26 protein-coding genes and 3 pseudogenes are annotated in these 22876 nt (G+C 67.7%); 9 read left to right on the plus strand and 20 right to left on the minus strand.

The window, feature by feature from the left end; translation table 11 throughout:
• Nucleotides 1-654: 654 nt before the first annotated feature.
• The 5 genes from ABZT04_RS42230 to ABZT04_RS42250 all read right to left on the minus strand — a co-directional run bounded on the left by ABZT04_RS42230 (nt 655) and on the right by ABZT04_RS42250 (nt 6394).
• Nucleotides 655-1299 carry a hypothetical protein gene (locus tag ABZT04_RS42230; protein ID WP_356064955.1) on the minus strand — a complete coding sequence of 215 codons (645 nt, stop codon included), beginning with the start codon at nt 1297-1299 and terminating at the stop codon, nt 655-657.
• 652 nt (nt 1300-1951) lie between these two features.
• On the minus strand, nt 1952-2575 hold the full coding sequence (locus tag ABZT04_RS42235) for a hypothetical protein (protein ID WP_356064957.1): 624 nt from the start codon (nt 2573-2575) through the stop codon (nt 1952-1954).
• A 683-nt stretch (nt 2576-3258) separates the two neighbouring features.
• Nucleotides 3259-4557, minus strand: a complete 1299-nt coding sequence (locus ABZT04_RS42240; RefSeq protein ID WP_356064960.1) for an ArsB/NhaD family transporter — start codon at nt 4555-4557, stop codon at nt 3259-3261.
• Complete coding sequence (locus tag ABZT04_RS42245; RefSeq protein WP_356064962.1) at nt 4554-5582, minus strand: cation:proton antiporter; 1029 nt, start codon at nt 5580-5582, stop codon at nt 4554-4556. Before ABZT04_RS42245 ends, ABZT04_RS42240 begins: the two co-directional genes overlap by 4 nt.
• Nucleotides 5583-5938: 356 nt before the next feature.
• Complete coding sequence (locus ABZT04_RS42250) at nt 5939-6394, minus strand: CBS domain-containing protein (protein ID WP_356064964.1); 456 nt, start codon at nt 6392-6394, stop codon at nt 5939-5941.
• A 304-nt stretch (nt 6395-6698) separates the two neighbouring features.
• On the opposite strand from ABZT04_RS42250, the gene ABZT04_RS42255 reads away from it, so the two are divergent.
• Complete coding sequence (locus ABZT04_RS42255; RefSeq protein ID WP_356064966.1) at nt 6699-8099, plus strand: amino acid permease; 1401 nt, start codon at nt 6699-6701, stop codon at nt 8097-8099.
• 421 nt (nt 8100-8520) lie between these two features.
• Here the strand turns inward: ABZT04_RS42255 and ABZT04_RS42260 are convergent, their stop codons facing one another.
• Complete coding sequence (locus ABZT04_RS42260) at nt 8521-9102, minus strand: hypothetical protein (protein WP_356064969.1); 582 nt, start codon at nt 9100-9102, stop codon at nt 8521-8523.
• Between the two features lie 466 nt (nt 9103-9568).
• On the opposite strand from ABZT04_RS42260, the gene ABZT04_RS42265 reads away from it, so the two are divergent.
• A complete protein-coding gene (locus tag ABZT04_RS42265; RefSeq protein WP_356064971.1) occupies nt 9569-9751 on the plus strand; it encodes a hypothetical protein in 183 nt (60 codons plus the stop codon).
• A 170-nt stretch (nt 9752-9921) separates the two neighbouring features.
• On the opposite strand, the gene ABZT04_RS42270 is transcribed toward ABZT04_RS42265, so the two are convergent.
• Nucleotides 9922-10581, minus strand: a complete 660-nt coding sequence (locus ABZT04_RS42270) for a peroxiredoxin-like family protein (protein ID WP_356064973.1) — start codon at nt 10579-10581, stop codon at nt 9922-9924.
• 132 nt (nt 10582-10713) lie between these two features.
• Between ABZT04_RS42270 and ABZT04_RS42275 the strand changes: the two genes are divergently transcribed.
• Nucleotides 10714-11313 carry a TetR/AcrR family transcriptional regulator gene (locus tag ABZT04_RS42275; protein WP_356064976.1) on the plus strand — a complete coding sequence of 200 codons (600 nt, stop codon included), beginning with the start codon at nt 10714-10716 and terminating at the stop codon, nt 11311-11313.
• Between the two features lie 13 nt (nt 11314-11326).
• Here the strand turns inward: ABZT04_RS42275 and ABZT04_RS42280 are convergent, their stop codons facing one another.
• Both ABZT04_RS42280 and ABZT04_RS42285 read right to left on the minus strand, forming a co-directional pair.
• Nucleotides 11327-11656 (minus strand): TfoX/Sxy family protein, encoded by a 330-nt coding sequence (locus ABZT04_RS42280; RefSeq protein ID WP_356064979.1) that lies wholly within the window; start codon nt 11654-11656, stop codon nt 11327-11329.
• Entirely contained in the window at nt 11656-12114 is a 459-nt protein-coding gene (locus ABZT04_RS42285) for an SRPBCC family protein (RefSeq protein ID WP_356064982.1), read from the minus strand. The genes ABZT04_RS42280 and ABZT04_RS42285 overlap by 1 nt, the downstream gene beginning before the upstream one ends.
• 143 nt (nt 12115-12257) lie before the next feature.
• Between ABZT04_RS42285 and ABZT04_RS42290 the strand changes: the two genes are divergently transcribed.
• Nucleotides 12258-12989: a flavodoxin family protein gene (locus tag ABZT04_RS42290; protein WP_356064984.1), complete on the plus strand. Its 732-nt coding sequence runs from the start codon at nt 12258-12260 to the stop codon at nt 12987-12989.
• Nucleotides 12990-12992: 3 nt separating this feature from the next.
• Here the strand turns inward: ABZT04_RS42290 and ABZT04_RS42295 are convergent, their stop codons facing one another.
• The 5 genes and pseudogenes from ABZT04_RS42295 to ABZT04_RS42315 form a co-directional block, all read right to left on the minus strand.
• Nucleotides 12993-13628, minus strand: coding sequence for a hypothetical protein (locus ABZT04_RS42295; RefSeq protein WP_356064986.1), 636 nt, complete (start codon nt 13626-13628; stop codon nt 12993-12995).
• A gap of 106 nt (nt 13629-13734) precedes the next feature.
• The gene (locus tag ABZT04_RS42300) at nt 13735-14535 is read right to left on the minus strand and encodes a hypothetical protein (RefSeq protein WP_356064989.1); all 801 of its coding nucleotides are present in this window, start codon (nt 14533-14535) and stop codon (nt 13735-13737) included.
• Complete coding sequence (locus ABZT04_RS42305) at nt 14522-15181, minus strand: ABC transporter ATP-binding protein (RefSeq protein ID WP_356064991.1); 660 nt, start codon at nt 15179-15181, stop codon at nt 14522-14524. Before ABZT04_RS42305 ends, ABZT04_RS42300 begins: the two co-directional genes overlap by 14 nt.
• Before the next feature lie 11 nt (nt 15182-15192).
• A complete protein-coding gene (locus tag ABZT04_RS42310; RefSeq protein ID WP_356064993.1) occupies nt 15193-15837 on the minus strand; it encodes a helix-turn-helix domain-containing protein in 645 nt (214 codons plus the stop codon).
• Nucleotides 15838-16825: 988 nt separating this feature from the next.
• Nucleotides 16826-17314 (minus strand): annotated as a pseudogene (locus ABZT04_RS42315) (nitroreductase family deazaflavin-dependent oxidoreductase); the annotation flags it as partial.
• A 216-nt stretch (nt 17315-17530) separates the two neighbouring features.
• Between ABZT04_RS42315 and ABZT04_RS42320 the strand changes: the two are divergent.
• From ABZT04_RS42320 to ABZT04_RS42335, 4 genes and pseudogenes are all read left to right on the plus strand, one after another.
• Nucleotides 17531-18434 (plus strand): annotated as a pseudogene (locus ABZT04_RS42320) (PP2C family protein-serine/threonine phosphatase).
• A gap of 34 nt (nt 18435-18468) precedes the next feature.
• Nucleotides 18469-19005 (plus strand): MarR family transcriptional regulator, encoded by a 537-nt coding sequence (locus ABZT04_RS42325; RefSeq protein ID WP_356064996.1) that lies wholly within the window; start codon nt 18469-18471, stop codon nt 19003-19005.
• A gap of 214 nt (nt 19006-19219) precedes the next feature.
• A complete protein-coding gene (locus ABZT04_RS42330) occupies nt 19220-19402 on the plus strand; it encodes a hypothetical protein (protein WP_356064998.1) in 183 nt (60 codons plus the stop codon).
• Nucleotides 19403-19477: 75 nt separating this feature from the next.
• Nucleotides 19478-19942: a hypothetical protein gene (locus tag ABZT04_RS42335; protein ID WP_356065000.1), complete on the plus strand. Its 465-nt coding sequence runs from the start codon at nt 19478-19480 to the stop codon at nt 19940-19942.
• On the opposite strand, the gene ABZT04_RS42340 is transcribed toward ABZT04_RS42335, so the two are convergent.
• From ABZT04_RS42340 to ABZT04_RS42350, 3 genes are all read right to left on the minus strand, one after another.
• Nucleotides 19943-20683: a DUF4142 domain-containing protein gene (locus tag ABZT04_RS42340; RefSeq protein ID WP_356065002.1), complete on the minus strand. Its 741-nt coding sequence runs from the start codon at nt 20681-20683 to the stop codon at nt 19943-19945.
• Nucleotides 20684-20798: 115 nt separating this feature from the next.
• Entirely contained in the window at nt 20799-21593 is a 795-nt protein-coding gene (locus tag ABZT04_RS42345) for a DUF4142 domain-containing protein (RefSeq protein ID WP_356065004.1), read from the minus strand.
• Nucleotides 21594-21701: 108 nt separating this feature from the next.
• Nucleotides 21702-21839: a hypothetical protein gene (locus ABZT04_RS42350; protein WP_356065006.1), complete on the minus strand. Its 138-nt coding sequence runs from the start codon at nt 21837-21839 to the stop codon at nt 21702-21704.
• 32 nt (nt 21840-21871) lie between these two features.
• Between ABZT04_RS42350 and ABZT04_RS42355 the strand changes: the two genes are divergently transcribed.
• On the plus strand, nt 21872-22024 hold the full coding sequence (locus ABZT04_RS42355; RefSeq protein ID WP_356065008.1) for a hypothetical protein: 153 nt from the start codon (nt 21872-21874) through the stop codon (nt 22022-22024).
• Here the strand turns inward: ABZT04_RS42355 and ABZT04_RS42360 are convergent.
• The 3 genes and pseudogenes from ABZT04_RS42360 to ABZT04_RS42370 form a co-directional block, all read right to left on the minus strand.
• Nucleotides 21949-22230, minus strand: a pseudogene (locus tag ABZT04_RS42360) (hypothetical protein); the annotation flags it as partial. The gene ABZT04_RS42355 and the pseudogene ABZT04_RS42360 overlap by 76 nt on opposite strands.
• A gap of 113 nt (nt 22231-22343) precedes the next feature.
• On the minus strand, nt 22344-22508 hold the full coding sequence (locus ABZT04_RS42365) for a hypothetical protein (protein WP_356065010.1): 165 nt from the start codon (nt 22506-22508) through the stop codon (nt 22344-22346).
• A 65-nt stretch (nt 22509-22573) separates the two neighbouring features.
• Nucleotides 22574-22819, minus strand: coding sequence for a hypothetical protein (locus tag ABZT04_RS42370; RefSeq protein ID WP_356065012.1), 246 nt, complete (start codon nt 22817-22819; stop codon nt 22574-22576).
• Nucleotides 22820-22876 lie beyond the last annotated feature (57 nt).

The following is a 22876-nucleotide window of genomic DNA, read 5'->3' on the forward strand; positions in this document are numbered from 1 at the left end:
GACGCCTGGTGGAACGGCACCCCGCTCGCTCAGACCAGAACTTCCCGGCTCGCGGCCCTCGAACTCACTGCATGAACCAATTGGACAACAGGGTCATCGAGGTCTTCCACAACCGACAGCGGCGCCACTCAGCACTGGGCTACCGCACCCCGATCGAGTACGAACTACTCTCCGAACAAGACGCCATCCCTGCCGCCAGTTAGCCACCGCAGTTGGAACCCAAACCGTGGGGCAGGTCAATACGTCTGGCCGACGTTCCTCTTCCATCTCGACGCCTTCCTCGCCGAGGGGTGAGCGGACAGGATCCGTCCGGTGACGGGTCCGAACACCCGGAAGGGCCCGGAGAACGGCCACGGAACGATGATCGCTCCGCGCCGTCTCCGGGCCCTTCCCACCTGTGCGGCCATGGGCACCGGGCTAACCGGTGCCTACCGCGCGTCCCTAGATGGCGCGCCCCTGCAAGGCCGGGAGAACGGCTGACCCGGCTTCGCGGATTAGCTCGTCCCCAGACGAGAGATCCATTGCCGGAGCTGTGGAACCCGGCGACCACCCGACGCGAGAGCCGGTCAGTCTGCCCGCCACCGGCCAGAAAAACCGAAACGGCCCGCCGGGCGAATCGACGGACCGTCACGAAAGACCCAGGTTAGGGACAGGTTAGAGCCCGCCAAGGGCAGGACCAAGCCCGTTATCGCGCCCGAGAGGACCAGGCTCCCCCCTCATCTCACCAATCGCCACCTCTTCGAGCTCATCTCGGAAAATGCATGCTGTCGACAGAACTCCCATTATCTGTGCTTCACTCAATCGCGCACCGATCCGGCCGAAGACTGCTTCAAATTCGGCGTCTACGTCGTGTTCGCGGCTAGCTTGCACCGATTCATAGAGGAGATAAGGTCCCGCCCCTTTCACATCACCGTCAGGTTGGGTAATCTCCTCCAATAGTTCTCCACGATAGTGGCGACGCATCACCGTGAGCCCTTCCGCGTATGTCAGTACGATCGCTTCGGTATCGCGAGACAAACCATTCAAGACCCCTTCTTCTGCCCCTCGGGAAGATTGCATTTCAAAGCAGAATGACCAGTTCGCGATCTTACCTCCGCGGATAATGCATGGTATTTCACCTCTTCTCGCTGGAGCGCTTTGCACTGCTTCAGGTAGAGACAGCTGGCGAACCCTATTTAGTGGGACACCGTAACCCTGGAATATGTCAACAACCTCTGCCCCTTTAACCACCGAGATGCAATAGCTCGGAAACATTTCACCCGAGAGCCAGCAGCCCCAGTTACCATCGCTATTTTCCATTGACCCTCCCTGTGTGGCGGCGCCGTGCTTCTATAACCAAATGGAAGCACGGCGCTCTTGCGAACCGCTCACGAGGGCGCAGCACGCTCAACTTTGCCTGACGCCTTCTCGGCCCGATCGTTTTCGCCCACTCGGAATCAGCGCCATTTAAGATGGTTGCCGCACGATTCTCCGAATGACACTTCTAGGACAGGGTGACCTCCAGGTCGTACTTGTCGCCGCCTAGGACACGTTGGGCTCCCGCAAAGGGGCCCAGAACTTGTTGCCCGACGCTCTCGTTGACCTCTAGCGGTACGTGACCCCTGATACACGGCTCAGTGCCGGTCGGCACGCCATGTAAAGTTGTCGAATAGATCTTCCACGTGCCATCCGACTGTTGAATGGGAGCGATCTCTGCGCAGAGATTTCCGGGCTTTCCGCTTTCAACCGTAGAGGCGAAGGGAAATTCATCACAACTGTCATCTGTTACTGCAGCTATTTTAATGAAGAGAGACCGGTCCGCATCCTCTTCCGGTGTGGGATTGTCCGGGTCGACTGGCTACTTGCACGTGATGTTTCGCCGGCTTTGTGCCCCTGCCTTTCCGTCCCCGGCCCGCGTGAGCGGTGTGCCGCCGGCGGCGAGACCCCAATGGTCAATGAGGTTTTGCTGCGCTCAACGATAGGTGGCGGCAGCCGCGCCGTAGTCGGCAACGGTCATACTCGCGAGGGCGTTGATGTCCGAATGCGTGCATCCGGAGTAGGCCGTCACCATGGCGTCGCATCGCACGCCGTGCGGGTCGGTCCAGGTGGCGGGAGTCAGCGGGGTTCCGCCGGGGGTCCAGTCAATCATGTTGTACGACGCACTTGTCAGGTCTTTCGTACCCGATGCCACCGGATCGGAGAAGGTCAGGCTGCCCGTGACGGAGATCCCCAACGTGAGGAGTGGAGCAATGAGCCACGCGTCTGAGATGCCCAGGCTGCACGTAGAGGAGCAGTTTGCGCCAATCTGAACGTACATGGCTGCCACAGCTGGCGTGGTCGCAGCTAGCATTGTGACGGTGACCTGCTCGGTCCACTCCGTCGAGGTGGCGCTGAGCGTATACGAGGAGTCGACCTCGAACGCGGCCTCCCCTACCACCTCCCCTTCCGTGTCGAAGGCTATTGTCGTTACCTGCAAGCCCTTCATGCACTGAAACATGCGTTTCGTGTCCACCTTGCCGTAGGCAGTGAGCGAACAATTGGTTGTCACCTCATCTGCATCCGCGGAATAAGCCGAAACTCGACCGTCGGAAGCCATCTCCTTGCGCGTTTCGGCGACCTGAGACTTCGCTTTCGCGGAAAGAGGACGGCAGCGTCGAGCCGACCTGTGTGCACGTCTTTGCGATTCTGTTCCGCTGTTCCGCCGTCGGCACCGAGGTGCATTTTTCGTTCGACTTCTCCACGTCCTCCGTTGACACTGGCGTGGACACACCGGAGAAGTCGTCCGGGCCTAGTTCACCGACTTCTACATACCCTGCGGGAGCTGAGCCAGAAGTCTCGGCCGAGGCGATTTCGATGTTTGTTCCGAAAATAACAGCCATCGCAATCGAGAGGACGATTCCTGTGGACTTACCGAGTCTTCGATTCACGCAAAACCCCTTCAGATGGTACATGCAGGTATGCTTGATCAAATGATCTCAGGCGCCACTCGATGTGTCCATCACGGAAAGGAGAACGGCCGATACGGCACTATGGAAAAATGCCAATGGTGTACACATGAATTCATTGCACGATATTTCGCTTCACGTCCTTGAGGTGCACCAACCTGCGCGTACAAAGCGAGCCTGAGTCAGGTGCATCCGAAATGAATCTCTTCAAGCTCCTCGCTAACCTTAGCTAGGGAGAAGCGACCGAAAGGCTGACCGGTTCGGCGCGGCTCGCCTCGGACCTCGTGGGCGCGGCGGTGCCGTTGACGCCGCCGCGCCCATTCGAAGGAAATGCTCAGCTTAGGGCGAAGTAGCGCAGCCATACATAGCCGATGGAAATGGCCACTGTCACTGCGGTCACCACGAGGCCGTACTTGGTGAACTGCCAGAACGAGATGGGCTGTCGGCCTCGTTCGGCGATGCCGAGGACGACGACGTTGGCGGAGGCGCCGATGGCGGTGGCGTTGCCGCCGAGGTCGGCGCCGAGGGCGAGGGCCCACCACATGACGTGGTCGCTCGCGCCGCCCATGTCCTTGACCAGGTCGGCGGTGATCGGGGCCATGGTGGCGACGTACGGGATGTTGTCGACGATCCCGGACAGCACGGCCGAGCCGCCCAGCAGGGTCATGGAGCCGCCGAGTTCGCTGCCGCCGATCACGTCCGCCAGGGCCTTGGAGATCTGACCGACGACTCCGGTGTCGATCAGGCCGCCGATCATGATGAAGAGCCCGGCGAAGAAGGCGAGGGTGGGCCATTCGACCTCGGCGAGGACCTCGCCGGTGTCTGCGGTGGAGACGGCGATGAGCAGGCCGGCCCCGAGGAGGGCGACGATGCTGGGCTCGTAGTGCAGCACCGGGTGCAGGACGAAGCCGGCCACGACCAGGGCCAGCACGGTCAGGCCCTGGATGAGCAGGCGGGGGTCCTTGATGGCCTCGCGTTCCTCCAGGGCCATGATCTCGGCGGCGCGGTCCTCGTCGTAGACGAAGGTCTTGCGGAACATCACCCGGCACAGCAGCAGGAGGACGACGACCAGGAGCGCGGACAGCGGAGCGAGGTGGACGAGGAAGTCGTTGAAGGTGATATCCGCCCGGCTGGCGATGATGATGTTGGGCGGGTCGCCGACCAGGGTCGCGGTGCCGCCGATGTTGGAGGCCATCACCTCGGCGATCAGGAAGGGTGCGGCGGGCAGGGCGAGGCGCTCGCACACCAGCAGGGTGACCGGGGCGATCAGCAGGACCGTGGTGACGTTGTCGAGCAGGGCCGAGGCCAGCGCTGTGATGACGACGAGCATGGCCATGACCCGGAAGGGTCTGGCGTGGGCGCGCTTGACGGCCCAGATCGCGAGGTACTCGAACATGCCGGTCTTCTTCAGCACGCCGACGATCATCATCATGCCCATGAGCAGGAAGATGACGTTCCAGTCGATGCCGGAGTCCTCGGAGTAGAAGGCCGAGACGTCGTCGGTGGCTCCGATCGCCAGCATGAGTCCCGCGCCGCCGAGGGCTACGGCGACGCGGTGGATCTTCTCGCTGATGATCAGGGCGTAGGCGCCGACGAAGACGGCGATCGCTGCCCAGCTGTGCCAGTCGTTCACGTTCCTCCGATGACGTGCTTGCGTGGGTTGGTGACGGTGGCCATGCCGGTCGCCGGGGGCGCGTTGCCGTCGTTCTCGTCGTCGGGGATGCCGACCAGGTCTTCGACGTCGAACATGCGGGCGATGGGCACGTCGGTGCTGGAGTGCGCGACGATCGAGAAGGCGATGCACACCGCGATCAGCGTGTACGCCTCCCGCGCGTGCGGGATGCCGGACTGCAGCACCAGCAGCCCGTACACGACGGACGCGAAGCCCTTGGGGCCGAACAGGGCCGCGGTCAGCTTCTCGCGCCGGTCGAACTGCGTCCCGATCAGGAAGATCAGCAGCGAGACGGGCCTGATCAGCACGATCGCCAGCACCACGGCGACGTAGCCGCCCCATGAAGGGTCGGCGAAGAGGTGCGGGGTGAGTAGGGCGCCGAACACCAGCAGCGCGGCGAACTTCGCCAGTTCCGCGAGGGCCTCGCCGAGCGGCTCGAACGCCTCCTTGGCCTCCGGTGCGGTGGCGGCGAGGACTGCGCCCGCGGAGAACGCCGCGAGGTAGGGGTTGGCGTGGGTGAGGTGGCACAGCCCGGACAGGGTGATTGCGGTCGCCAGCGGCAGCAGGATGCCGAAGACCAGGCCCGGCGCGAGTTCCAGGGCGATCTTCCCGTTCGACGCCTCGTCGTCGTTGATCGGCGCCGGCATCGCGCCCACCAGGAACGACGTCGTCCAGTCCAGTCCAACCAGGTAGTGCGTGACCAGCGCCATGAACACGAACGCGAGGGGCATGCGCAGGCCCAGAGCGCGGGCCGGGTTCCTCCAGTTGGCGCGCAGCTTGGTGAAGGAGACGTGCTGCCCGTCGGTGAACAGCAGCGCGAACAGCGCCAGGCCGGTGGTCACGGACAGGATCTCGCTGTCCGGCGTGATGTGGATCAGCCCGAGGAAGCCGTTGCTGACCAGGGCACCGCCGACAAGGAAGAGGAAGGAGGTGGAGAGCACCGTCCGGGCGGTCAGGCCCGACGACAACACCGCCACCAGCACCATGACACGAGCCCCCGATCGGAAGAGAGAGCGATCCCCTGCTCGCCGACCAGGCTTCCCGGCACACCGCTGGGAACCCTACAGGTCCTTGACGCTTCTTTGACAGATCGCCCCTGCGCACACCCAGGTTGGGCACATTGCCGGACCCGGCAACGATCGCTGTCGGCGCACCTCTGCGGCCCGACGGGGGATTACCGCGGACTGCGTGCGGCGGGAATGCGGCTGCTGTATCCCTTCCGGCAGCGTGGTCCCGGGGTTTGTGGGGCCGTGTTCTTCACCGACCTCAGGCGGGAGCGGCCCTCACGCAACTGGGGCCGGACCGGGTTCTGGACATCTACGAGGGGAGCGGCCCCGGCGGATCACGGCGCGGCGATCAGTAGCTGCTCCAGCAGGTGCGAGGCGGTGATCACGCCGAGCAACCGGGTGCCGGACTTGTCCACGACCGCGACCAGTGGACTGCGGACCTGCGCCATCTGCGCCGCCACCTCCAGAGCTGTCGCGTCCGGTTCGGCGACCGGAGGTGCCGGCACGGTCTTCGACAGACAGTCGCGCACGGTGCGGCCCTTGAGCGCCTGGCACAGACGGTCGGCGTGGCGTTCGTCGATCACCGCGGCCAGCGCCGGGTCCTCGACGACGTAGGCCGGAACCAGAATCTTGATCATCTGGGAGGCGGGCAGGATCGCCTTCGGCGCGCCTTCCTCGTCCACCACCAGCAGGGCGGGCAGCCGGTGTTCGGCCATCAGTCGTGCCGCCGCCATCGCGTCGGTGTCGACGCCGACCGTTTCGTACTCCACTGCCAGGTCACGTGCCCGCACGATCGGCTCCAGTCCTCGCTCGGTGTTCTGTCCCGCTACAGCCAGCGTTACGCGGATGCGGTCGGCGTGCCAGCCTTCGCGCCAAGATGTCCACGGCATCCTGACACGGGGCCGCCGCGGCCCCGTGTCAGGATGGCCAGCCGTGCGGAAGGGCCCCGAAGGGTGTCGCCGATCAGCCCTGACGCTTCTTTAACGCCTCTTTGACGGCTTCCTGACGTACCGTCGTAGGTGGTGTGCCGGGAAGCCTGGTCGGCGAAATGTCCTCGATGAATCCGTCCGCAAGGACGTCAGGGAAGGTCTTCGCGTGACCCGTTCCAACTCGGCTGCCGCCGTCGCGGCTGCCCCGCTTTCCGGTGCTCGCGGTGTCGGTCCGCGCCGCTCCGTCCTCTTCTTCGCCTTCGCCTTCGCGGTGATCGCGGACCCGGTCTCCTCGGTGGCGTACGCGATCGAGGCCGCGCTGCGCGCCCTGCACGGGGACCTGGCGCTGCTGCTGCCCACGATGAGCCTGGTGATCGGGCTCGTCGTGGTGGTCACCGCCAACTACTGGCAGCTGGTGCGGCGCTTCCCCAAGGGTGGCGGTGCGGCGGCCGCGGCCGGCCGGGCGTTCGGGCCGCGCTGGACGTTCCTGCCGATCGGCGCGCTGGTCGTCGACTTCGTGCTGACCATCGGCATCTCGATCGCGGCCGCGGCCAGCGCGGTCATCGCGCTCTTCCCTGGCCTGGCCCCCTGGCGCGTCCCGCTGGCGCTGGTGCTGCTGGTCGTGGTGGCCGGGCTGACCTGGTTCGGGCACGGTGGCCGGCTGCTGTTCGCGTTCATGACCGTCGCCTTCGTCGTGATCTGTGTGGCCGTCCTGATCCTGGGCTTCACCGCGCCCCACAGCACCGGCCGCGCCGCCACCTCCACCGCTCCGGGCCATTCGGCGGTTCTGGCGGTGGTGTTGGCCTTCCCGGTCGCGATGGCCCTGGCCACCGGCATCGAGGCGCCCTCGACCGCGATCGCGCAGCTCGGCCAACTCGATGACGCCCACCGCCGCCGCTTCGGGCGGGGCACGCTCGCCCTGCTGCTGGTGATCGTCGGCGGTCTCACGCTCGCCCTGACCGCCCTCGCCGTCCACCTGCACATCGGCATCCCCGGCGCGGACTCCACACAGATCGCCGACATCGCGCACGCCGCCTCCGGGCCGGGCTGGCTCTACGGCGCCTTCCAACTCACCAGCTCCCTGCTGCTGTTGGCCGCCGCCAGTTCCTCCTTCCAGGCGGGCCCCGGCCTGCTGAAGGCCCTGTCGGGGACACCCGAGCGGCCGGGCGTACTGCCGCCGGTGCTGGGCCGGACCAACCACCACCACACCCCGTACTGGTCCGTCCTCGTCTACCTGGCCGCCGCGGCCCTGATCATCGTGGCCTCCGCCGGCCAGGAACAGGAACTGGTCCTCTTCTACGCCGTCGCCGTCTTCGTCAGCTTCCTGGTCGGTCTCATCGCCATGGCCCGCTTCGCCACCCGCGAGGACAAGACGGCACTGGCCTGGGTCAACTCCCTGGCCGCGGCGGCCGTAGCCTTCACGCTCGCGGTCAACTTGCTGCGCGGCTGGCCGATGCTCTCCCTCGCCGCAACCCTGCTCATCGCCGGCGGCCTGTACGCCCGCTGGACACGAGCCGGACGCCCCTCCGGCATCGAGGACATCGAGGCGCGTGCCGAGGCGGACTGAGGAGAACACGGCCCACACCTCACTGCTGCCTGTATCCGTGATCGTGGCAGCCGTCCCGGCGACCCGTGTCCAGAGTGATCAGGATGGTCCCTGAACCGTGTCGGCGCGTAGCCGATCAGGTCCGTGGCCAAGAGTTCGGTGCGCATGGGGTCCCTGTCGCCGCTCGCGGCCCGACCGAGGTCGAGGCCGTCCGACTCGCCCAGGCAAGAGAGCGTCATGCGGCTGACGTGGTCGACGACCGCGACGTCGAGCGCTCCGTCGGCCACATCGCTCGGGGCAGCGTGATGGAGAGGGTGGGGACGATCATCCCTCCCGTCGTACGGGGCGAGCATGTGTGCCGACCACCTTTGCATCGCGTCACGATTCGAGGTGGCCGTTCCCGGCAAGGGGCGGGCATGCGTTTGACGCGAGGTGGTCGGGGCTAACCGGTCTTCCAGCCCCGAGGGTTGTCGATGCGGGCCCACTCCTCGTCCCACCGTCCCAGTTGCCGACGCTCCAGGAACACGCGCGGGATCTGTGCCCCGCCGAGTACGGCGCCCGCCGTGCCCACGGCGACCAGTGCGCCGCTCCAGGTTGCCTGGAGCGACGCTTCCCCGGGGGCGAGCGGCTTTGACGTCAGCCGTCCCTGCCCGTCGATCCACACCGCGACGCGTGCGCCGGTCCTCGTACCCGGGTGCACCCTTGCTTGCCCGGTGTGAGACGAGCCGTCAGGCGCCGTCCATCGCACGGTGGCCCAGACGTGGCTGTCGTCCACAGCCGATGCCGAGGTGCGGCCCGGCGCCCTTTCCCTGAGGACGGCCGAGACGGCGTGGCGCTCCGTCCGCTGCCGGTCCAGCCCGTGGTCGACCGCGGACGCGGTCGTCAAGCCCGCGAGCAGACCTCCTGCCAACGCGAGCAGCCAGGCCACGAGCACCATCCAGGCGTCGATGACGTCGCTGCGGCGCCGGAGCGGGTTGTGGCGCCAGCGCCACAGCCTGATTCCTCCGGTTCGGGTCCCCGTCATGATCGACACCCCTTCGAGCGGACCGGCAGGCCATGACCCTCTCCCTTTCAGTCTCCTCCCGGACGCGTGGCAGAGCGGCTGGTGAGTGGTGCTGGTGTTGCTGAAGTGACGTCGTCGCCAAACCTGTTACGTGACGTTGGACTTGTCTTTGCATAGCGCAAATAAGATGGCGGCATGTCGCGCGGCCGGCCGTCCCAGGTGACCGTGGATCGATGCTGAACCCACCACGGGGCGCTGCTGCGGATCGGCAATGTTGTCGCCGGGCCCGGTGACCACCTCGACAACTCATGCTCCTCGTGACCGAGGCGATGGCCGCCGAGTTCCAGCGGGTGCTTCCCGACGTGCCGATCGTTCGGGCGACGGCAACGCCCTGCCCCTCGCCGATTCCTCCCACGACCTCATGACGTACGCGCGGTCCTGGCAGCGGACCGATACCCGTCGTTCCCTCCCGGAGGTGATGCGTGTCGTGCGTTCGAACGGAGCGCTCGCGATCCGGTGGAACACCACTGCCTTCGACGTCCCGTGGTTCCGCGCCCAGCACAAACGCATCGCGCACCATTGCGGCATCGCCATGCGTTCCGCGGTGCGTCTCGACGACGGTGAGGCCATCGGGCTCGTGGGCCTGACGGGGTTGCGCGATCGCCCTTGACACGCACCTCGCCAACATCGGTAGCCGCTCGGCGTTCCTCGTTCTCGACCCGGCCGAAAGTCGTGTCTTTCTCAGGGAGGAGTGCGGGCGACTGCGCAAGGCTTTCCCCGACGAGATGTTGGAAGAGACCCATGTGGTCGATCTGTTGGTGGCCACTCGTCCGTGATGCGTCAGCGGGTTTCGCCGAGGGCGTCCAACGCGGCCACGATGTCGGCGGGTTCGGCGCGGGTGGTGTAGTCGGCGTCGACGAAGGCCCAGCGGATCGTGCCGTCACGGCTGATGACGTAGGTGGCGGGCAGCGGGAGGGTGCGGGGGTGGCCGTCGTTGACGCGCTGGAGGTCGAAGCCGAGCCTGTCGTAGACGGCGGCGAGATCGTCGGGGAGGTCGAAGGCGAGGCCGTACCGCTTGGCGGTGTCGGAACCGAGGTCGCTGAGCACGTCGAAGGCGAGGCCGTGCTTCTCGGTGAGGGTGAGTGACTCGTCGGGGATCTGCGGGGAGACGGCCACGAGGCGGGCGCCACGTGCGGTGATGTCGGTGTGGTGCTGTTGGAGGGCACGCAGGGCGATGTTGCAGTAAGGGCACCAGGCGCCACGGTAGAAGGTCAGCACGACGGGGCCGTGGGCTAGCAGGTCCTCCAGGGCCACGGACTCGCCGGTGGCGGAGGGCAGTTGGAAGAGCGGGGCGTTGGCACCGCAGGTCAGGGCGCGGTCGACCTGCCCGGAGACGGCCAGTTCCCGTACCGCCCGCTGCATGATCTCCCTCGTCCCGGCGGGGATCTGCTGCTGGCGGGCCTTGTAGAAGGTGCGCAGTTCGGCGTTGAGGTCGGTCACGGTGCTCGGTCCTCCCGGTCGGCGTCCGACTAACTTGGAATGACCGTTTCAAGATATGGGGGTCCGCGATCTCATGCCAAGAGGGTGCGAGGGATATCTTGAAATCGACGTTCCAAGATGACGGGGTGGAGCATGCCGGACATCAAGCACTTCGACCCGGACGCGGTACTGGATGCCGTGGTCCGGCTGTTCTGGCGCCAGGGCGTGGCCACGACGGGGATCCAGGACGTCGTGACCGCGACTGGCCTCAATCGTTCCAGCCTCTACGCCACCTTCGGCGGCAAACGGGAGCTCTACCGCGCCGCACTGCGCCGCTACCTGGATGAGCGGTCCCGGCCGGCGTTCCGTCGTCTCGCCGACGACGGGCGGGGACTGCCTGCCGTCGCCGAGTTCTTCACCGGACTCATCGAGACGCGGTGCACTGGCGAGCATGCCCGTTGGGGATGCCTGGTCTCCAATGCGTACGCGGGTGCCGAGAACGGCGATCCCGAGGTCCGCGCCCTGCTCGACCGACACCACCAGGAACTGCGTGATGCTCTGCATACGGCGCTCGTCGCGGCCGAGGCGCGGGGGCAACTCGCCGCCGAAGTCGCCCCGCGTGCCACCGCCGAACTGCTGGCGCTGCTTGCCTACGGCGTGAATCTGCGCTCCCGTGCGGGAGCCGACGCCGAAGCACTGCACGCGACGGTGAACGCCGCCCTGCACGCCCTCGGTGGCGGAACCGCCGTGTGACGAAGGGCCGGCCTCACTTGGCCGGCAGACTCGCCGCGAAGGCGTGGCCCTCCTCGATCCACCGGCCGAGCACCTCGTCCTGCGCGGCAGCGGATCCCGCGACCACCACCCACCCGCGCATCGGGCGGCCCGTCATGTCGAAGATCCGTGCGCCCGGCCTGGCCAGGGCCTCGTCCGTGGCGTCGGCACCGACCCGCACCATGAGGTCGTCGCCGGTCACGCCGACGGCCATGTTGCCGCGGTGCAGGAAGGCGATGCCTCCGAACATGCGCTTCTCGGTGATGTCGGGATCCGTCCCCAGCCGCGCCCGGACTCGCTCGGCCAGCCCTTCGTCGTACGCCATCAGGTGCCGCCTTCCCGCTCGGTGAGCCGGCGTTCGAGGTCGCGCAGGTCCTTGGCCACGTTGGATCGGACCCGGCGGGACACCAAGGGCGAGGCCAGGCGGAGGAGGCCGCCCGGGCCGCCACGAACCCGGATGCCGGCCAGGGTGCCGCGTGGGTGGGCCTCGAAGGAGTAGGTGACGTGCATGGGCATGGGAGCGGCCGAAGCGGCCATGTCCAACAGCCGGGGCGGTTCGTGCGCGACAACCCGCAGCACGTAGTCGATGCGACGGCCGAGGAAGAACGCCGTGCGGGTGACCTCGGCGCCCACGCCGAACCCGCCGCCGTCCGCCTCCCGGGTCAGCTCCGCCGTACGAATGCCCCGGGTCCACTCGGCGTCGTGGCGCCAGTCCATGGCGTACGCGGCCACCTGCTCGGGTGGCAGCTGGATCACGCGCCGCACCATCACGTCGATTGCCACGGGGTCAGGATCCCAGTCGGTACCGGAGAGCGCGCGACATCGGTCGGAATGGTGACGGGTGAGGGACAAAGCGCGACAAACGGATATCCATGCGAGAAGCTGCGGCTGGATCCGTCCCCGCATCTCATACGAAGGAGCCTGCCATGACGACTGCGAACTCCGCCGAGGACGCGTACCGCTTCGACGACCTCACCGCCCTGTTCATCAACTGCACCCTCAAGCCCTCCCCGCAGCAGAGCCACACCCAGGGACTCATCGACAAGAGCGCGGCGATCATGATGGAGCGCGGGGTCGCCACGTCCGAGATCCGGGCCGTCGACCACGACATCGCCACCGGCATCTACCCGGACATGACCGAGCACGGCTTCGCCTCCGACGCCTGGCCGGCCTTGTACGAGCAGGTGTTGGCCGCGGACATCCTGGTGCTCGCCGGACCGATCTGGCTGGGCGACAACAGCTCGGTCACCAAGAAGGTGATCGAGCGGCTCTACAGCTGCTCAGCACTGCTCAACTCCGCGGGGCAGTACGCCTATTACGGGCGGGTCGGCGGATGTCTGATCACCGGCAACGAGGACGGCGTGAAGCACTGCGCGATGAACGTCCTCTACAGCCTGCAGCACCTGGGCTACACGATCCCGCCGCAGGCCGACGCCGGCTGGATCGGACCGGCGGGCCCTGGACCCTCGTATCTCGACCCCGGATCGGGTGGCCCGGAGAACGACTTCACCAACCGCAACACCGCCTTCATGACCTGGAACCTGATGCACCTGGCGGCGATGCTCAAGCGCGCCAAGGGTGTTCCCGCGCACGGCAACGTGCGCTCGGAGTGGGACGCGGGCTGCCGCTTCGACGCGCCCAACCCGGACTACCGCTGAACCCTAGGCGTTCAGCGGTAGGCCGTGTTCGTCGGCGAAGATGCGTCGGCACTGGCCGTTGCAGAAGCCGTAGACGGTGTCCTTGTAGTCCAGGGTGAGGTCGGTGGAGTTCAGGTCGACGCTCATGCCGCACACCGGGTCGATGACGATGCCGGTCGGAAGGTCGTCCGTGGGGATGTCCGCGATGGCGTCGCGGTGCGGGGCGGTCATGTGCTGGATCAGGTCGAGGCTGCCCATGGGACGGCCGTACATCCCGAGACTGCCCTCGGCGATGCCGACGACGTGGACCAGGGCGTGCGGCTGGTCGGGGTTGCGGCCGGCGTCCGCCTCGGTCTCGGCGAGGGCCTGGGTGAGGCGTTCGATGGCGTGGGCGCTCATCTCCTTGCGCCAGGCGGCGGGGGCGCTGACGCGGATCAGGTAGCGGGGCGGGTCGGTGGGGTCCGTCGGGTGGCGGTCGCCTGTGATCCAGGCTGCCGGTTCGTGGATGAGGACCTGGGTCAGGGCGCGTGCCGAGTCCATGACGGCCTCGGCGTGGGCGTCTTCGGTGCTCATGAGCGCGTCGATGAGCCGCTTGCCGAGCTGTTGGCGTTGTGCCGGGGTGAGGACGCCTGCGGGTGCGAAGAGTTCGATGAGAATCATGGCTTCATGCTCGATCGGTCCGCTGCGGCGGTCGTCGTACCGGGGGAGCGGGTTGTGGGTACTTCGAGGGGAGTCGTGGGCTACTGCGGCGGGAGTACGGCGTCCGTCAGCCGTCGGTGTGCGTACGGTTCCGTGTTCTGATCCGGAAGATGACCAGCCCCAGGATTCCGAAGGCTCCCGCCCAGGTCAGGCCGAGGGCGAGGTGGCCCCAGAGCGCGGTCTGGCCGAAGGAGCCGCCGACGGCGAACTGCATGGGGCCGAAGGAGGGGAACCACTCCAGGACGGGCTTGTTGGCGAGCGGGTTGCCCAGCGGGTTCTGCAGGAAGGTGTCCATCAACCCGCCCATGATGATCAGGAAGAAGCCCTCCAGGTCGTGCTTGACCAGGACGCCGAGGAGCAGGCCCAGGGCGCCGTAGGTGAGCGCTATGACGGTGAAGCCGGCCAGCACGGCGCACCAGCTGGCGAGGCCCGGGCGCCAGAAGGGCAGCATCGCGACGGCTGTGTAGAGGGCGATGGCCGTGGCGACGAGGGCGATGGCGAGGAACTTGGCTCCGATGAGCGTGCCGTGCCGGTATCCGGAGAAGACCAGGCGCCGGTCGAAGGCGAGGGCCTTGCGGACGGCGTCGAAGACGACGAATCCGGCGATGATCGTGACCGAGTTGAGCCCGGCGGAGATCAGGGTCAGGTGACCGCCGTCCACGTGCAGAACCTCGCTGGTGGCGTACAGCTTGAAGTCCAGCGGCGTCCGTCCGGCCATGGCGTCCATCATCAGGTACCAGGCGGGGACGAAGAGTGCGAGCAGCAGTCCGGCGAGCCGGTTGCGTGTCTGGTCGCGTACGCAGAACCGCAGGGCGGTCGGGAACTGGCCGTACAGCGGCCGGCGCCGGAGTGCCTCAGGCGCCGACATGCTGGTCCTCCCTGGACGTGGTGCGGGGGGTGAGACGGCCGTCGGTGAGGTCGGCCAGCAGGTCGAAGCGGTCCTGTTCGAAGACGAGATGGGTGATGACCACGACAGCCTTGCCTCGGGTTCGGAGGTCCTCGACCAGGTCCCAGAAGCGCAGGTAGGTCTCCCAGTCGAAGCCCTGGTACGGCTCGTCGAGGAGCAGGACGTCCGGGTCGTGCAGGAGGGCCAGGGTGAGGTTGAGCTTCTGCTGTGTGCCGCCTGACAGTTCGTCGACGACGGAAGCCGTGTACGGCTCGTAGCCGAGGAGGCCGACGAGTTCGCGGGCGCGGTCCACGTCTGGCAGGCGGTGGGCTGCGGCGAAGTAGCGGAGGTGCTGCTCGACGGTGAGGCTTGCGTTCAGGACGGGGTCCTGCGGGCAGTAGCCGAGGGTCCCGGACAGGGACACCTCGCCGCGGTCCACGGGCAGGGTGCCGGCCAGGATTTTCAGCAGCGTCGACTTTCCGGCGCCGTTCTCCCCGACGACGGCGACGAGTTGTCCCGGTGCGATGGTGAGGTCGGCGTCGCGCAGGACGGGGTGCCTGCCGTAGGACTTGTGGATGTCGTGGGCCTCAAGTACCCGTTCGGGTACGGGTGTTGACCCGGGTGCCATGTGCGGTCTCCTTAGGGGGCGTCTCCTTGTGGTTCCGGTGGTGCCGCGTTCAGCCCGCCCGCGTAGATGCTGAGCATCTCCGGGGCCCAGCGCGTCATCCCGCCGGCCGACAGCGGGTCCGTGCCGAGGACCTCGGCGAGGCGGTCGCGCAGCAGGAACAGGGCCAGGTCGTTGGCGAGGAGGAAAGCCGCGCGCACGGCCGGGTCCTGGCCGGGGTTGGCCAGTCCGGCTGCGGCCAGGCCGTCCAGCGCGGCCCTGCTCAGCTCGTACAGTCGCCGGAACAGCAGCCGCCCGGCGTCCGTGTCGGACACCAGCAGCCGACGGAGGTAACCCGGCAGCGGCGAGTCGTCCGGGAGGTGCCGGGCGAACGCCTCGCTCAGCGAACCTGCCCCGGCGCCGGGATCGAGCAACTCGGCTCCGCCCTCGCCCGACAGTTCGCCGAGCATGGCCTCGAAGACGTCCAGCACGTGCTGGTCCACCTCCTGGCGCAGCTTTTCCTTCGATCCGAAGTGGTGCACGACCAGGCCGGGCGACACGTCGGCGGCAGCGGCGATCTGCCGCATTGTCACCGTCTCCGGGCCGTTGGCGGCGAACAGACGCAGGGTCTCGTCGCGGATGACCGCACGGGTGGTTCGGTCATCACGGATTGAACGCATGTACAGAATGCTAAACAGTCGTTCAATCGATGTCCAGAGGGCGGGGTGAAGGCCCATCCCGGCTGCGTATCCCAGGCGACACGGGGAGTTGGGAAGGGTGTGCCCGCGGTGGCCGTCGTGGTGGACACTCCGTCCGGCAACACGCCTTCAGGCGGATGTGAGGTGCCTTTGACGGGCGTGCCATCCGGGATGCCCGGACGGGTGGGCATCCCGAGCAGGGCTCCCGAAGCCGCTCTGATCGCGGCGACGGTCCCGAGGACGCGGGGCGCATTCGGCGTCCTGCCGGGCAGTCCATGTCCCGCCCTGCCGGACCGGGCCGACGACCCTCCGGTTTCCACACGTTGCCGACCGCGTCTGTCAGTCCTGGTCCGCGGTTGTCGACATGCCTCAGGCGCTGCCGCCCTGCGTTCTCTGCGGTTGCCAGATCATGGCAGACCCGGGGGAGTTGTAGGTCCCCTCGCCGGTGTCCTGTCGGTGCCCGGTTCGTCGGTGGTTTCGGACTCCTCTTCTTCTCGGCTCTGGCGGGCCTCATCCTGCAGCCACCCGTGGATTGCAAGGGGTGGCGGCACAGCAGCGACACCGCTGGAGCCCGGGACGGTGGGAGGCCCGTCGGCGGCCGGTGCGTCGCCTCCACCCGCGATACGGTGCCGATCACTCCTGGGCGCCGGGCGAGCCCGGCCACCGACTTGGCCCCCATATGATTTTTGCACAGTGCAAAATCCGATGGCCAGTGCTGAGGGGTGCCTTTTCGGACCGCCCCCGTGCCCGCCAAGCCTCGGCTGCCCGCGATTCTTACGAGACTCTGACGCCGTGGGCGCATCGTGCCGTCGCCACCGCGTCATGCGTCACTCTGGGTTCTGTTCGACGCCCGTTGTAAAGGGCGGCGCCACGGCACAGGGAAGCGGCAGTCGTGAAGCGGCGCCCCGGGCCGATCCCGGGGCGCCCGGCTCGCTGCGGATGCCGTCCAGCGCCTCGCGGCAGCCGAGCCGGGTCCGGTGTCCAGGCGTACGAAGGGAATTCCCCGGCCGGCCTCCTGGAATCCGGCGTCGGTCCCGTCCGGGGCGAAACCCATGAACGCGCACAGGCGGCGAGCCGTCCGTGGGTGCCTCCGGGCGTACCGGGTCATGATCTCGGCGCCGTCGTCCGCGGTCAGGAAGCAGGCGGTGACGGCACGGTGTCTGCCGCCCACTTCGATGACGGTTTTCGGATCCGCGCACAGGTTGCGGTACCAGGCCGCCCTCGGGCCGAAGCCGGACGCGATGATCCAACTGGTGCCGTCCGGCTTGTGCTCCACCACTTCGAGGACCACTCGGCGATCGAGCCCGGTGACGCGGCCCGTGTGGTGGAGCAGGAGCAGCCGTCCGCCGAAGATCCATCCCAGTCCCCAGCGGAAGAGGAGGATCGGTACGCGCACGACGAAGCGCCGCCAGCCGGTGGGGAGTTGGGGCCGTCCTGGTGCGGTCTGTCGGTGGGGCATCTGTGCCTTCCGGAGCTCCTGCATATCGGCTCTCGGCCTCTGTTGGGTAAAGGGCCGGGCCGAGAGCCGTTCCCTCATATGAACCTTTGCATAGTCTAAAGGCGGGGAGGGATGTCTGTGTCAAAAGGAAAGCGGGCGGCTCTCATGCGCTGGGACATCGCTGGAGGAGGCACGACCGTGGGGAAGCCGACGTCGGGTTTCGCGGTGCTGTCCTGGATGCCGGTGGCGTCGATGACCGTGGTGGCCGCGGCCGACGTCCTCGCGGTGCCGGGGGTGGGACTTCTGCCGTTGGTTTCGCTCGGGCCGGCGTTCTCCGGGCTGGTCGGCGGATGGCGACGTACGGCACTGATCGGTGCGGCGGCGCTGCTGCTGTGCGTGGGGCTGGGCCTGTACGACGGGCTGTTCGAGGAGCGCCGGGGCTTCACGGCGATGGCGTCGGTGGCGGGTGTCACCGGCGTGGGCATCGCCGCCGCGGTGACGCGCGCGCAGGGAGGCGGAGCTGGCCGGCGTGCGGTCGATCGCGGAGGTGGCCCAGCGGGTGCTGCTGCGTCCGGAGCCGCGGACCGCGGGCCCGCTGCAGGCGGCGGTGTCGTACACGTCGGCGGTCGCCGAGGCGCGCATCGGCGGTGACCTGTACGAGATGGTTGCCTCGCCGCACGGGATCCGGGTCATCGTGGGGGACGTACAGGGCAAGGGACTGGCCGCGGTGGAGACCGCCGCCGTGGTGCTCGGCGCCTTCCGGGAGGCGGCCCACGACGAACCCGACCTGGTGGGGCTGGGTGAGCGCCTTGAACGCAGCGTGGCCCGGGAGTTGGAGGGAGAGAGGTTCGTCACCGCCGTCCTTGCCGAGATCGGTGAGCGCGATGAAGTCGTCTTCCTCGACTACGGTCATCCAGCCCCGATGGTCGTACGCCACAACGGCGACGTCGACTTTCCGCGGCCGATCTACCCCCTCGGCGACCGGGCGGACCTGCTCAAGGAGCCCGACGCGGAGCGCGCCCTGGAGGCCCTGCGCGAGGACCTGGTCCGGCACGCGTCGGGGCCGCTCCATGACGATGCCGCGACGTTGCTGCTCCGGTACCACGGTCATGGGGAAGGAAAATCTGTTCCCATCGGGTGAGGGGGCAGAGTCTCCGGCACGGTAGAAAGGACACATGCCGGAGCACGAGAACCCTGCGGGGACCATGGACGACGTCGACGCCGTCACCCGGGCGGTGCTGACCGCCTCCCGCCTGCTGGTGGCGGTCTCCGCCCGTTCCCTCGCCGAGGTCGAGGAGCGGGTCACGCTCCCCCAATTCCGGATGCTGGTAGTGCTGTCCACCCGGGGGGCCACCAAGCTCGTCGCCCTCGCCGACCTGCTCCAGGTGGCGCCGTCGACCGCGATGCGGATGGTCGACCGGCTGATCGCGGCCGGGCTCGCCGACCGCCAGACCAACCCCGGCAACCGCCGCGAGACCCTGCTGCAGCTCACCGAGGAAGGCCGGCGCACCGTCGAGGACGTCACCGCCCGGCGCCGCGCCGAAATCGCCACGATCGTCGCACGGCTGGGCCCGACACAGCGGCTGGCGCTCATCGAGGCCCTCAACGCCTTCAACAGGGCGGGAGGAGAGCCGCCGGCGCCCGCTTTGAACGACCCGGAGCCGCACCCCCTCGGCTGGATCGTGGACGGTGCGATGGCGCACGACGTGTAACGGCCTTCCCGGTCGGACGGTACCGGTCTCTGGACGGCTCTTCTCCTGGCCCCACAGTTTTTGCACAATGCAATGGATCGGTAGGTGTGGGCTCGGTTGCCGGACTTCGGCAACGCATGCCACCCGAACGGGGCCGATCAGGGGTGCGGCGGGTCGTGCCGCCGGGTTCGACAGTCGCTGACGCACGGGCAGGGACGCGGAGAGGGTGACACGGATGCGCCGAAGGCGTGGGTCCTCGCTCTCTGCCGAACCGGACCCCATGCAGCATCTGCGCGCCACGGTGTGGGGGCCTGCGGAGTTCGTCGGGCTGCCGCCCCGGCGGTTGGTCGCGGAGGGGATCTTTGTGGGGATCCTCGGTGTTGGGGCGATCACCGGTACGACGCTTTTCGGCGCCTGAACGGGGAGGCCGTCGCTCGCCGACGGCGAGGCCGGCCTGGTGTGCGCGGCAGCCGTCGCCCTGAATCTGTCTTTCGTGGGGGCCGGACGCGCGCTCGTCGGTGTCGCAGCACTGCTCGGCGCATGCCTCGCCCTGCAGGCCCCGCAGGCCGCCGCCGGCATGGTGCTGGCGGAACGGAGACAGGTGCAGTCCGTCGTGGTGACGTCGGTCGAGGACGGCCGGACGACGGACGGCGGGCGCGTCCTGTACCTCTGCTCCGTGACGGACGCCGACGGCGTACCGCTGAAAGTCCGCATCTGGCGCGGTTGCGGGAGGGCCACCCGGCCCGGAGACGCGCTCGCCTTCGTGTACGACCCACGGGGCGCGGTGCCCCCGCGCGGCGCGGAGACGGGCGCCGGAATTCCAGGGCCGGCGCGCGATCTGGCTCCGTGGGCCGCGGCACTCGTGGCCGCGAGCCTGGTCGCCGTCGTGCGCTCCTACCGGCTGACCCGTCCCCCCGTCTCAGAGCCCGGGCCGGAGGGCGGCGCCGTCGCCCGCTGATCAGCCGGCGGAGGGGCTGGGTGCCGGTGCGGCGGTGTTGATGTTCAGGTCGGGGCGGGCTGTGAGGGCGACGATGGGGGCGCCGGGCTGGGGCGGGGGCGGGGTGACCTGGTCCTTGGGGAGCTTTGGCGGGGTGGTCTGCTGGAAGTTGACCTGGTCGAAGTTGACCACTCCGGTCTTCTCCAGCACGGTGATGTGGTCCAGGACGGTGTCGTTGGCGAGGTCGGCGAGCTGGCGCACCAGGGTGTTGGTGGTGCTGGCGCGGATCTTGGCGATGGTCGGGAAGATCTGGCCGTGGGTGACGCGCATGATGTTGGCGGCGGTGCTGTCGAACTGCTGGCCGGACTGTGCGGCGGAGGTCGCCACGAACTGCTGCTGTTGCGGGGTGGCCTGGTTGGGCAGCGCGATGTTCAACATGGGCGCGATCTGGCGGCACAGGTCGTCCAGCCCGGCGTGTCCCACGATCAGGTGCTTGCCCGCCTCCTTCATCTCCGGCGTCGAGCCCTTCTCCAGCGCGAGCTCGCCCAGCGGGTACTCCCAGAGCCCGGCGGATCGGACCTTCACCACGAAGTCGCGGTCGCCCTCGGTCAGAGGCCCCCATTGGGTGTTGGCGATGATCCGGGACGGGCTGGAGGCCGTGGTCTGGACGCCCAGGATGCTCGGGTAGACGAGGGCGGCCAGAGTGGCGGTGAACGCCCCGCCGACGACAAGGGTTCCGACCGTGGTGCGGGCGATGGGCATGGCGCCTCCTGACGCGAGGGGGACGGTTCACCAGGAGGTACGGGCACGCCATGCCGGCTGATCATTGCTCAAGGTAAAACTTGCATGCTGCCGTTCCGTAGTCGGCGGGGCGGCCTCATCCCGTGGTCGGCGACGGCGTCGGAAATGTCGCGGAGGAGCCGTTCGAGGCGTCGTCGGAGGTGGTGGCCGGACCTGTCGGGACTCCCGCGGTGGCCAGACCGGGGGGCACAGTGAGTGCGACGATGGGCGAGCCCGGCTGCGGTACCGGTGGCGTCACCTGGGAGGCGGGAAGCTTCGGCGGGGTGGTCTCCTGGAAGTTCACCTGGTTGAAGTTGATCAGTCCGGTTTTCTCCATCTGTGTGATGTGGTCGAGGACCACGTCGTTGGCCTGGTCGGCCAGTTGGCGCACGAGGGTGTTCTCGGTGGTGGAGCGGACCTTGGCGATGGTGTTGAAGATCGAGCCGTGGGTGACGCGCAGGGTGTTGGCGAAGTCGGTGTCGAACTGTTTGCCCGTGTCCGACTGGAAGGTCGCCAGGAAGCCCTGCTGCTGCGGAGTGGGCTGGTTGGGGATGGTGATGTTCAGCTCAGGGGCGATCTTCCGGCAGGCGGCGTCGAGTGCGGCGTGGCCGATGACCAGGTGCCGTCCGGCCTCGCGTACGGCCGCGGTCGTGCCCTTCTTCATGGCGAGGTCCCCGGAGGGGCCTTCCCAGAGCCCGGCGGAGCGCACGAAGACGACGAAGTTGCGGTCGGCCTCGGTGAGCGGTCCCCATTGGGTGTTGGCAATGATCCGGGACGGGTTGGAGGCCGTGGTCTGTACGCCGAGGATGCTCGGGTAGACGAGGGCGGTGAGGGTCAGGCTCAGCGCCCCAGCCACGAAGAAGGTTCCTGCCGTGTTCCGTGACATACGCATGGTGTCTCCCGACGTGAACAGCGTGAACGTCGAGAGATACGGGTGCGTCAGGGCACAAGAACCTTTGCTCTAGGTAAAGCTTGCATCATGCCACCTATTCATTCCCTCTCACCTGGCGCAGCTCGTCGACGCCAGGGATGTGAGGCTCGCGACCTTGCTGACGTAGTGGTCGGCGTACAGCCGCGTCATCACGGCGCAGGTGTGCCAGCCGCCAGCGATCGGCTCCGCATGCCGAATGGCTGCCATTTGATCTTCTTGATGATCGATGGCGACCTCGGATGAGGTCACATCCGTTCTTCCAGCCGGCTCTGACCGGCCCGCCGTTGACCGGCCAGGCCGTGAAGAAACCGACGGCCATGGCGAGCCGCATCAGCAGCCAGTACGACGCCGTGGCCTTCGCCGGGCCCGGCGGGAAGAGGGTCTCCTGGTAGACCCACCTCCCCGTGAACAGGCCGACTGGGACGTGACGATGGAGAACGTCTCGGCTTTGATGGCGGCCCGGACGTCCTGTGTCGCGCATGGGTGCGATCGTGAAGTACTGGAAGTCGACGCCCAGCAGCCAGGCGAAGCCGAAGTCCAGCAGGAAGTCGGCGCACAGCAGCTTCCTCGCGATCGTCAGACCGGTCGCCCGGACCAGTCACTCGCCTCCGATGTCGCCCAGTACGCACCCGGCACCGCGGTGGCTGACGGCCTTGGCGGAAGTGACCCATTCCGGCGGCTTCTCCGGGTCGGGCTCGCCCTCCCGCTCGATCACCGGACGGGACGTACGTCGACCGTGGCGGGTGTAGAACCAGAGGGGTGCCGGCCTCGGCGCAGGGCCGTGACCGGGTGCACCACATGCATGATCCGTATGCGCTGCCGGTAGCCGCGCAGCGCCATGTCCGCCGCGATCGCCAGGGTGCTCGCCCCCGCCACGGCGAGAGCGACCTGGCCCAGTGTCTCCAGTCACGCCGGAGGGTGGTGATGGGACTCCATCGGCATCACCTCTCGTGCAGGCGGGCCGAGGCGACACGTCCCGGCCGCATGATGCGTACCTTGCGGCTCTCGCAGGCGGGACAGCAGGGCGACTGCAACGGCGACGGTACGCGCTTGCCGTCAAGTTGGTAGGCGGCGGTGATTCGTGCGTACTCGTCCACGGTCACGTCGATGTCGTACGTGTCCTCCCAGCCGTACCCGCAGACGAGACATGCGAACGAGTACGAGCGCTGGACATGCTCTGTGTGCATGGCCGACCTCCCTGGAGTAGTCCGTCCGTCGAAGTTCCGCGTACCAATTTTTGCATA

The sequence above is a fragment of the Streptomyces sp. NPDC005492 genome, assembly GCF_040605995.1.
In the GTDB taxonomy this organism is placed as follows: Bacteria; Actinomycetota; Actinomycetes; order Streptomycetales; family Streptomycetaceae; genus Streptomyces.

Coding starts and splice junctions, on each gene's coding strand:
- ABZT04_RS42280 (WP_356064979.1), bottom strand. CDS start 11,656: ATGGCGTACGACGAAGGGCTGGCCGAGCGAGTCCGGGCGCGGCTGGGG.
- ABZT04_RS42305 (WP_356064991.1), bottom strand. CDS start 15,181: ATGGCACCCGGGTCAACACCCGTACCCGAACGGGTACTTGAGGCCCAC.
- ABZT04_RS42260 (WP_356064969.1), bottom strand. CDS start 9,102: ATGACGGGGACCCGAACCGGAGGAATCAGGCTGTGGCGCTGGCGCCAC.
- ABZT04_RS42345 (WP_356065004.1), bottom strand. CDS start 21,593: ATGCGTATGTCACGGAACACGGCAGGAACCTTCTTCGTGGCTGGGGCG.
- ABZT04_RS42370 (WP_356065012.1), bottom strand. CDS start 22,819: ATGCACACAGAGCATGTCCAGCGCTCGTACTCGTTCGCATGTCTCGTC.
- ABZT04_RS42230 (WP_356064955.1), bottom strand. CDS start 1,299: ATGGAAAATAGCGATGGTAACTGGGGCTGCTGGCTCTCGGGTGAAATG.
- ABZT04_RS42340 (WP_356065002.1), bottom strand. CDS start 20,683: ATGCCCATCGCCCGCACCACGGTCGGAACCCTTGTCGTCGGCGGGGCG.
- ABZT04_RS42295 (WP_356064986.1), bottom strand. CDS start 13,628: ATGATTCTCATCGAACTCTTCGCACCCGCAGGCGTCCTCACCCCGGCA.
- ABZT04_RS42355 (WP_356065008.1), top strand. CDS start 21,872: ATGAGGTCACATCCGTTCTTCCAGCCGGCTCTGACCGGCCCGCCGTTG.
- ABZT04_RS42235 (WP_356064957.1), bottom strand. CDS start 2,575: ATGGCTTCCGACGGTCGAGTTTCGGCTTATTCCGCGGATGCAGATGAG.
- ABZT04_RS42275 (WP_356064976.1), top strand. CDS start 10,714: ATGCCGGACATCAAGCACTTCGACCCGGACGCGGTACTGGATGCCGTG.
- ABZT04_RS42310 (WP_356064993.1), bottom strand. CDS start 15,837: ATGCGTTCAATCCGTGATGACCGAACCACCCGTGCGGTCATCCGCGAC.
- ABZT04_RS42330 (WP_356064998.1), top strand. CDS start 19,220: ATGCGCCGAAGGCGTGGGTCCTCGCTCTCTGCCGAACCGGACCCCATG.
- ABZT04_RS42350 (WP_356065006.1), bottom strand. CDS start 21,839: ATGGCAGCCATTCGGCATGCGGAGCCGATCGCTGGCGGCTGGCACACC.
- ABZT04_RS42300 (WP_356064989.1), bottom strand. CDS start 14,535: ATGTCGGCGCCTGAGGCACTCCGGCGCCGGCCGCTGTACGGCCAGTTC.
- ABZT04_RS42325 (WP_356064996.1), top strand. CDS start 18,469: ATGCCGGAGCACGAGAACCCTGCGGGGACCATGGACGACGTCGACGCC.
- ABZT04_RS42245 (WP_356064962.1), bottom strand. CDS start 5,582: ATGGTGCTGGTGGCGGTGTTGTCGTCGGGCCTGACCGCCCGGACGGTG.
- ABZT04_RS42290 (WP_356064984.1), top strand. CDS start 12,258: ATGACGACTGCGAACTCCGCCGAGGACGCGTACCGCTTCGACGACCTC.